This is a genomic window from Bacillus sp. 03113 (assembly GCF_006546985.1).
Taxonomy (GTDB): Bacteria; Bacillota; Bacilli; order Bacillales; family Cytobacillaceae; genus VATK01.
This window is the reverse complement of record NZ_VATK01000001.1, coordinates 529,540-538,919: the sequence shown is the minus strand read 5'-3', so window position 1 is coordinate 538,919 and position 9,380 is coordinate 529,540. Positions and strand designations below refer to the sequence as shown.

Here is a 9,380-nt window from a genome sequence, read left to right as displayed (position 1 = left end):
TTCTCCACTCGGTATCGGGAGCGATTTTTGTATATGAATTCAAACTTCACCGAGGGCTTTTCGCGAAGTAGTGCATCTCCTTTTTTAAAATTTCATTTTCCTCTTCAAGATCACGTAATTGTTTTTTTAATGCTCTCATTTCAGCATCAGGATTAGAAAATCTTTGAGCTTCTTTTACTTCAGGTTGTTGACCATACTTCTTGATCCAACCATGTAATGTATTAGTATTTACGCCTGTCTCTCTTGCTACTTGTGCTATAGGTTTATTATTCTCCACAATATACTTTACGGTTTCTTTTTTAAATGTTTCATCATAACGGTTTCCGTTTCCTCTAGCCAATTAGACACACCTCGTTAAAAGTTTATATTTTTATTATAACAATCTGTGTCTACTTTTTAGTCTAGCATCATAGAATGGACGATATCGAACAACTTCACCTCATTCAACAGCCCCTTGGACAGAACTTCTAAAGTCTCTTATAACAAGTGAGTTAACGTGTGTCTGAAATAGTGTAACTAAATTTCAGGATTTTTTTCAGACTCACCCAGATTGCTTCCAGTAAGTGCCGTTGGGCATGTCCAAGACTCTCCGTTCTACCAACTAAAAAACTAAGAGGTATAATTGATTAGCTTACTTCCGCAGCTAATCATGTCCTGTGTAATTATAGCAGGTACACCAGATAACCTATCCAAGCAATCTAACTCACCAAAAATATTTTCAGGTGAATTATGAGTTATCTTAGATATCCCAATTCACCCATACCCTATGTTGTAATCATAAAACTATTTTATCAAAAAGAAACCTTGAAAGGCATAATGCCAATCAAGGTCTTTACCAAAAAATATCACTAAATGACAAAAGTTACAGCAAGTGCAAACCTGCCGATTATTTTGTTAACGATCTTTTGGAAGCGCTTTAATACAACTGGTGCAGTCACAGGGATGCTGGTAGGATTATTTAGTGCTCTTATACTTGTTGCCATTAGTCCAAATGTATGGGCACCTGAAGCAGGTGCAGCCATTTTCGTTGGTAAACCGTTGATCAACCTCACAAACCCTGGAATCATTTCGATCCCACTTGGGTTTTTAAGCGCATTCATCGGTACACTCATCTCTAATAAAAAAGCGGACCAAAAGAAATTCGATGAGATTTTAGTGAAGGCAAATACAGGGATTGGGATACATGGTCCTGTAAAACATTAAAGCTTGAAAAATACTAGGCTATTTGATCTTTCATTCCAGTGAAAAATGAGTAGATCGTTCCATTGAAAAAGCAAAGTATAATTATCAAAATATATTGAATGTTTAATATTGGATAATGAGTAATAATGTGCTAGAATTAACAACTAAATGCTCCCATTTGTCTGACGTCTAACTTATAGATAATTGTAAGATTTGGAACGATTACTTGTATTGGACTATTTGTAAATAAAAAGAACTTAAGGCGATTAATCGTACGGTGGACTGGGAATCGATTACACTGCTTGCTCTAAATTACATCTAAGAGAAACATAAATTACTAATGAGTAAGTTAGCGTCTATTGCGAAGTACTTTTTTGCAATCTTGTATTCTATTTTTTGGAGGAATTATTTGTGTGGAAAAAAACGATTATTACTAGTGTACTAGCTTGTCAGCTTGCTTTAACACCAGCCTATGCGGATGAATCAGCGCAAAATCAACAAACATCTGATCAAAACAAGCTTATTGATTTTCAAATGCTCGCGATCAATGATTTCCATGGGAACATTGATACGAAAAGTACCTTGAATGGAGCCGAAGTTGGCGGTGCAGCTTATTTGGCAACAAACTTAAACCAGCGTCAAGCCGAGATGGAAGCACAAGCGGAAAAGGATGGACGAAAATCTTATACCCTTCGTTTACATGCTGGAGACGCAGTTGGAGCAAGCCCCTCCCTTTCTTCCCTGCTTCAAGACGAGCCAACGATAAAAATCATTAATCAGATGGGCTTTAAACTTGGCATACTTGGAAACCATGAATTTGACGAAGGGATACCTGAGTTTAAACGTCTTATCGATGCATCCACTGTGCATCCGAATGTTGCAAAATTTACGAATGGAACGAATTACGTGTATCACGGGATTGATGATGATTTTAAGTATTTAGCAGCAAATGTCATTGATAAAGGATCGGGCGAGCATATTTTTGACCCGTATATAATTAAAGATATTGGCGGCGTCAACATTGGCTTCATCGGAGTTGTTACACCAGAAACAATAACCACAGCCATGCCAAAATATACAGAACCTTATCAATTTCTTAACTTAACCGAAACCATTAATACATATGCAAAAGAATTAGAAGGAAAAGGTGTTAACGCAATTGTTGTTGTTGCTCATGAAGGTGCAGCTACAAATGCTGGTGCAACAACTGGAGTGATGGCAGATGTAGCAGATAAGATTGATGATGAGATAGATATTATTTTCTCGGCGCATAGTCACGAAATGGCAAATGGTGTAATTGATGGTAAGCTAATTATTCAAGATTATAGCTATGGACAAGCATTTGGCGATGTTCGTACTGAACTTGACCCAGTGACAAAAGACTTTGTTAAAGGTTCGATCAAAGCAGAAGTAGTACCCAATACCCGTAACGTCACACCGAATCCTGAAATTCAGGCAATTGTCGATGAAACGAAACAGTTAACAGAAAAAGCAGCACAGCAACCAATTGGACAAGCGGCCAGCGCTGATCCGATCGGAAAACGCAAACCTGAAGACGGTGAAAATAAGCTTGGCAATCTCGTGACTGATGGCCAACGTATTATGACGGGTGCAGATTTTGCGATAACGAACTCAGGTGGTATTCGTGAGGCTCTCATTCCTAAGACAAATGAAAAAGGTGAGCACATCATCACATGGGGCGCTGCTTATGCTGTTCAACCGTTTAATAACTACATTCAAATGATTGAACTAACCGGACAACAAATTAAAGACGGTTTAAATCAACAATGGAATAACCCTAATAAATTGATGTTCCTGCAAATTTCTGGATTTAAATATACTTACGTTGATGGAAGCAAGGTTCCTGGCTGCGAGAAAAAATATTGTGTTCAAGATATCTTTTTAGAAGATGGGCAAACGAAAATGGATATGAACAAAACGTATAAAGTTGCCATGAACGAATTTTTAGCTGACGGCGGAGACGGTTTTACAATGTTTGCAGGAAAAAAAGTGCTGCAAAATTTTAACACGGATACTGAAACATTAGTTTCTTATATTGAACAATTAAGTGTTGAAGGAAAAAAAGTAGATCCAACTGTAGAAGGTCGGGTAAAACTCATTGAACCGCAAACAGATCAACAAAATAACCCTAACGTCGGTACCTCTAGTGATAATGGCAATGAAGAAAAGCCGGGAGATCATGATCAACAAGGAATTGCACCTAACAATAGTAACAATGGCAACAATAGCAATATCGGGAGCCAAAACACGAATGAAGGAAAGGGCGTTCAAAACGATCATTCTCAAACACCTGGTCAAAAGCTGCCAAATACATCAACTAACACATATAATTCTCTATTAGTTGGTGTGATTTTAGTAGGAGTTAGTATCTTCTTCTTTGTAAAAAGGAAGAAAGCCCCTAAAGTATAAATATTCTTCACCAAAGAGGTAAGCTATGCAAAAATTTATTGGGATTTTTATTTTACTAACAGGCATTGGTTTTATTGCCGCTAGCGGGTATGAATTATGGAATTATTACACTGGACAAAAACAGGCTTTAAAAGAAGCGGATACAATCCCTAAAGAGAAAAAAATGACAATTAGCGACTTTAAACCGAGGAAAGGTGAAGTCATTGGCAAGCTATTGATCCCTATAATTGATGCCAAGCTTCCTATTATCGAAGGAACGGAAGAGGATGATTTGGAAAAAGGAGTAGGGCATTATAGAACGACCGGCTTCCCTGGCGGCAATGACCAAATTTTGTTATCTGGGCACCGTGATACAGTCTTCAAGCGATTTAACGAAATAAAGATTGGCGACCATTTAACGGTTGAATTGCCTTATGGGAAGTTTGAATATGAAATCAAAGAAACGAAAATCGTTTCAGCAGACGATACAACCGTCATCCGTTCAACCGTGCCAAACGAGGTGTTAACGATCTCAACATGCTACCCATTTCGTTACATCGGAAATGCACCAGATCGATTTATCGTTTACGCATATCCGGTAGAGCAAATTTCAAAAAGATAAAATTAGGTTAAGTTTTCTAACCAATTGAACAATGGAGCTTTATTGCAAAGGGGAGAACCATATCTCTCCTTTGCATCTTGCTCAATCATTTAATTTCCACTAACCCCACCACATAGCTAAAACAAATAATGACCAAAGGGAAGTCGGTAGACCTATAGCACAAGTAACAAGGACATATACACCAAATTTTTCTTTTTCAATTTTTTGTTTTTTAATAGATATATATATTAATACAGGTGTAACTAAATACAAAAAAACACTTATCATTGTTAGGGCAGTTAAATAGTATACAGGGTATATTTCTGCAATATTTTCATTCATAAAATAAGAAATTCCCTGACCAAATATTCCTAATATAGTAGCTAAAATTATACCTCCAAGTATTAGAACATTAGCTTTTATCATCAATCTCAACTCCAATTAAAAATCAACAATATTCATTAAATGATAAGATAAATGTTGCGGATACAGGATTTTAATCAATTAAATAGTTCGGAAGACATTTATAAATTTTCTGTCCTTAACACTTTATACCACAACATAACCAAGGATATAAAACATGTATATAAAATAACCTAACCCAGTAGAGTCAAGTACTAGTTCTCCGTACTTTGGTTTTTCGTAGCTGGATTCTTCTAGATCTATTTCATCCTTAAACTTCCTTTTATCTATAATGTTTTTTTTAACTAGCGTAAAAATCGATGTTATTAACAATAAAGAAAGGTAGATTATAGAGGCTAATCGCGTTTCTTCTATACGAATAGCCATTATTATGTATATATACCTAAACACGACTAAAAATAAAGGAAAAATCATAATAAAAAGTGTACTTAGGATAGATAACCAAGAATCCTCTGAATCACTTCCTTTTCCGTTAATATTAGGCTGCTTACTCATGTTCCAGTAATTAGATAAATAAGAAAGAATTTTAAACAGTATAAGTATCTGAAATAATAAAAGTACAGCTGTAAAATATATCATCGATACACTCCTCTTTTCCTAGTTTCCATATAAATTTCCTCCTTCACTTAAAATTTTGACCTAATATTTAGAATTAGTCCATACCAAACTATTCGAAAAATTCTGAGTATTTTGAGACTGGTATTAACGTTTTTCGAATCTAGAAGTTATCCATTCACAAATTAAAATTACTTTTGAATAGTGAAAAATTCGATTGATTCTTGGAATATTATAAAATCATCATTTACCAGAAAATGATGATATACACTTCGGATTATTCTATTATTTACTTCCACCTACTCATCAAATTCACTACTTTGATTCTTAAAAATTTTAAGTCGATCCCATTTGTTGTATCTAAATGTACTAAACTTTATGATTTTGTTTATACAAATGTAATACTCTAACACATTATTTTTAGAATCTTTTTCAATAAATGGTTTTTCCATTTTCACTCATTCCTTCCATTTAATAAGTCATAGTTAAATAGATATAATTCCTTCTATGTATTCGCTACCAATCGCTATTTTTTCTATAAATTCGATAAATTAGCATATATACGATAGATTAGTAATTTGATATTCTTTTGGAGAAAGCCAATTGATAAGTCGTTTTTTAGCCTTAAATGATCATCATTTAGAATATTTGTCTACGATAATGGCAAACTTGCTGAAAGGCAAGGACGCAAAGCTTCGGGTCTAAGGTTCGTTATTAAGAACTATGATGGCTGGGTTCCCGAATAGATCCTGAAAAGGACTATTCACTTTATTAAAAGATAGTCCTTTTTTGACAGGATATACAAAAATCTAAAAATGACATAAAGTAGGTGGCTAAATGCAAACAAGAAACAAGCATCGAAACACATTTTTACCTTCTAATGGACTTGAATCCCCCTTTATTTTTGAAAAACAAACAAACAAACCTTGGATTTTTTTTATCTGTTTGTCATCATTATCTTTTCTTTTCATTTTAATCCTGATCTTTTTTCTCGTTATGAGTCTCATCTTTGATCCTATATTGCCTATATTAAAGACAAAGGAAGCAAATGAATTTTCAACTATACAACCGTCAAGTATTAAGAACTCATCTAATCCATCTATTAAAAATGAACAAAACGATCAATTTTTAAATCAAAAATTGAAGCGTAACAATGAATTTTATGCTTTTTATGTAAATTGGGATGTAAATAGCGAGCATTCTTTAAAGCAAAATATTGATAATATCGACGTTCTAATCCCTCAATGGTTCCAATTAGCTCCAAACCTAGAATTAAAAAGTTCAATACAGGAACATATAGGTTTATTTGCCAAAAAAAATAATGTGAAAATTATGCCGCTAATTAACAATGAAATAGACGGAGTATGGAATGAAAAGGTAATCCACGATTTATTACAGTCTCCTGAGGCGCAATCAACGTTAATTAATAACTTATTAGACCAAATTAAAAAGTTCAACTATGATGGAATCAATATTGATTTTGAGAATATATCAAGCAGCGACCGAGATTTGTATACTGCTTTTATGAAGGAGCTTTACCTTAAATTTCATCAAGAAAATTTATTTGTTACCATTGATGTACCTCCGGCTAATCCGGCTTATAATTATGAGGAGCTTGAAAAGCATTCTGATCGAATGATTCTAATGATGTATGATGAAAATTTTAACAATCCAGGCTCTATTTCTTCCTCTGCATGGTTTAAAGAAAACCTTTCCCTTATATCAAATGAAAAGCTAGTTGTAAGCTTAGGAAACTATGGGTATGACTGGGATTGGGGATCTAGTCAAGCTGGAGAAGTCATTTCTTTTGAAAATATTATGAGATTAGCAGACAAAGCAAAGTTAAAAATCCAATGGGATGACGGAAGTAAAAACCCATATATTCGTTATAACGAAGGAAACAAACCGCATGAAATTTGGTTTTTAGATAGTATCACATTTTATAATCAATTGAAGGAAGCAACTCAAAATGGTGCAAAGGGTATTGCATTGTGGAGATTAGGAACTGAGGACCCTTCTGTTTGGAGTATCTTAAGTGGACAAAAAACGGAAAATATACAAACTATTAGTAGTGGAGATCGTATCATTAGCACTGGACAAGGAAATATCTTTCGTTCAAAACAAGAAAAAAAAGATGGAAAGCGGAGCATTGTATTTGATCATTCAGGATTTATTTCAAGCGAAACGTACGATGAAATTCCAAAAATGTACGAGTTAAACCGCTTAAATAAATCACCTAATAAAGAAATCGCCTTAACCTTTGATGATGGTCCTGACCCTAAATACACTCGAAAAATACTGGAAATTTTAAATCAGCATCATATAAAAGCTACCTTTTTTATTATTGGTAAAAATGCGCTGAAGCATCAAGATATCATCAAGCAAATGGTTCAAGATGGCCATGAAATAGGAAATCATACTTATTCTCATCCAAATACAGATAAAATGTCTTATGAAAAAGTAAAATTTGAATTGAACGTGAATGAAAGGATCATCCAAGGATTGACCGGACGTTCAACTCTTTTATACCGCTCTCCATACGGAGATGCAAATGTTCAATACTATCCATCTAATTTTGAAAGGATGAAGGATCTTACCCGTTTAGGTTATATTACCGTTAACTACGATGTTGACTCGAAGGACTGGACAGAACATGAAAGCAAACCAATCGTCGATCGTGTCATCAATCAAACAGAAGATGGAAATATTATTTTACTGCATGATGGCGGAGGAGACCGGTCAGCTACTGTCCAAGCTCTTCCTCAAATCATTGAAAACTTACAAAGTAAAGGCTATCGTTTTGTGCCAATTAGTGAACTAATGGGTAAAAACAAAAATGATGTGATGCCCTCTGTTACTGAAACAGAAAAAACGATTTTGCAAAGTGTAGAAATTGCTTTATTTCAACTTTCGAGCTTTGAGAAAATCATTTCTATTTTACTCTTAAGTTTCATCAGCTTTTTTTTACTTCGTTTTATGATTCTTGTTTTTTTAGCCATTAAACATAAAATACAATCTCGATTGGATCATCAAGAAAATACCTTTAATCCATTTGTTAGTGTTATTATTCCAGCGTATAACGAAGAAAAGGTGATACTAAACACGATTAAATCCGTTTTAAAAAGTAATTACTCGAATTTTGAAATCATTATTGTGGACGATGGTTCTACAGATCTTACATCAAAAGTTGTATCCGAGAGTTTCCCAGAGGATGAACAAATTCTCCTTTTAAAAAAGAGAAATGAGGGCAAAGCGAAAGCAATTAATTTTGGCATTCAACATGCAAAAGGAAATATTTTAATCGCGATTGATGCAGATACAATCGTATCTTCAAAAGCCATTTCATTACTTGTTCATCACTTCACCGATCAAAAGGTAGCTGCAGTATCAGGAAATATAAAAGTCGGGAATTTATGCAATTTACTAACGTATTGGCAGCATATTGAGTATGTAACTGGCTTTAATTTAGAAAAACGCGCTTTTGCCTCCTTAAACTGTGTAACGGTTGTACCAGGAGCCATTGGTGCTTGGCGTAAAAAAATCGTCCAGGATCTTGGTTATTTTACTGCTGATACTTTGGCAGAAGATACAGATATGACATTACGTATTCTGCGCCAAGGATATAAAGTTAAAATCGAAGAGCGAGCCAACGCTTTTACCGAAGCCCCAGAGTCAACCAAGAATTTGTTAAAGCAGCGCTTTAGATGGACATTTGGAACCTTACAATGTGTTTGGAAGCATAAGAAAGCTTTTTTTGAAGGAAAGAATAAATCTTTAGGTTTTATAGCCATACCAAATATGTTCCTTTTTCAATTTGTATTCCCTTTATTTGCCCCTTTTTTAGACATCTTGTTTCTTCTAGGGCTAGTATCAGGACATATTCATCAATCATTTCTTTATTATATAGCTTATTTTATGACTGATTTTCTAATATGTTTAATTGCTTTCAGGGTTGAGAAACTTAGTCTAAAGCCAATTATCCTCATCTTCCTGCAAAGAATTGTTTATCGTTATTTACTCCTTTTTGTGGTTTGGACTTCTATCATTGCCGCTATTAGAGGCAATAGGGTTGGGTGGAGTAAATTGAAGCGATCAGGTAAAATGGATATACCGAAAGCATTTGAAAGAATTGGCTAGAAGAATTCTTAAAAAAATAATGCGGAGGGCTATTCGAGCCCTCTTTTCATATGTAAACTTATTCAATCTTATG

The 9,380-nt window shown here is 34.5% G+C and carries 6 protein-coding genes, 1 pseudogene and 1 riboswitch; of the genes and pseudogenes, 4 read left to right on the top strand and 3 right to left on the bottom strand.

Annotated elements, in window-relative coordinates:
• Positions 1–46 precede the first annotated feature (46 nt).
• Positions 47–340: a transposase gene (locus FDO66_RS04215; protein WP_141431133.1), complete on the bottom strand. Its 294-nt coding sequence runs from the start codon at positions 338–340 to the stop codon at positions 47–49.
• 521 nt (positions 341–861) lie between these two features.
• Between FDO66_RS04215 and FDO66_RS04210 the strand changes: the two are divergent.
• From FDO66_RS04210 to FDO66_RS04200, 3 genes and pseudogenes are all read left to right on the top strand, one after another.
• Positions 862–1,203: pseudogene (locus FDO66_RS04210) on the top strand (sodium:solute symporter family transporter); the annotation flags it as partial.
• A gap of 390 nt (positions 1,204–1,593) precedes the next feature.
• A complete protein-coding gene (locus FDO66_RS04205; protein WP_141431132.1) occupies positions 1,594–3,612 on the top strand; it encodes a 5'-nucleotidase C-terminal domain-containing protein in 2,019 nt (672 codons plus the stop codon).
• Between the two features lie 25 nt (positions 3,613–3,637).
• Positions 3,638–4,213 carry a class D sortase gene (locus FDO66_RS04200; protein ID WP_141431131.1) on the top strand — a complete coding sequence of 192 codons (576 nt, stop codon included), beginning with the start codon at positions 3,638–3,640 and terminating at the stop codon, positions 4,211–4,213.
• Between the two features lie 99 nt (positions 4,214–4,312).
• Here FDO66_RS04200 and FDO66_RS04195 read toward each other — a convergent pair whose 3' ends face one another.
• Positions 4,313–4,618 carry a hypothetical protein gene (locus FDO66_RS04195; protein WP_141431130.1) on the bottom strand — a complete coding sequence of 102 codons (306 nt, stop codon included), beginning with the start codon at positions 4,616–4,618 and terminating at the stop codon, positions 4,313–4,315.
• Positions 4,619–4,741: 123 nt separating this feature from the next.
• The gene (locus tag FDO66_RS04190) at positions 4,742–5,194 is read right to left on the bottom strand and encodes a hypothetical protein (protein ID WP_141431129.1); all 453 of its coding nucleotides are present in this window, start codon (positions 5,192–5,194) and stop codon (positions 4,742–4,744) included.
• Positions 5,195–5,822: 628 nt separating this feature from the next.
• A riboswitch (cyclic di-GMP riboswitch) is annotated at positions 5,823–5,913 on the top strand.
• 94 nt (positions 5,914–6,007) lie between these two features.
• Here FDO66_RS04190 and FDO66_RS04185 point away from each other — a divergent pair.
• Positions 6,008–9,307, top strand: coding sequence for a trifunctional glycoside hydrolase family 18/polysaccharide deacetylase/glycosyltransferase family 2 protein (locus FDO66_RS04185; RefSeq protein WP_141431128.1), 3,300 nt, complete (start codon positions 6,008–6,010; stop codon positions 9,305–9,307).
• Positions 9,308–9,380: the final 73 nt, after the last annotated feature.

Excerpts from the sequence above, each read along its gene's own strand:
- FDO66_RS04200 (WP_141431131.1), top strand. The coding sequence starts at position 3,638 with ATGCAAAAATTTATTGGGATTTTTATTTTACTAACAGGCATTGGTTTT.
- FDO66_RS04195 (WP_141431130.1), bottom strand. The coding sequence starts at position 4,618 with ATGATAAAAGCTAATGTTCTAATACTTGGAGGTATAATTTTAGCTACT.
- FDO66_RS04185 (WP_141431128.1), top strand. The coding sequence starts at position 6,008 with ATGCAAACAAGAAACAAGCATCGAAACACATTTTTACCTTCTAATGGA.
- FDO66_RS04190 (WP_141431129.1), bottom strand. The coding sequence starts at position 5,194 with ATGATATATTTTACAGCTGTACTTTTATTATTTCAGATACTTATACTG.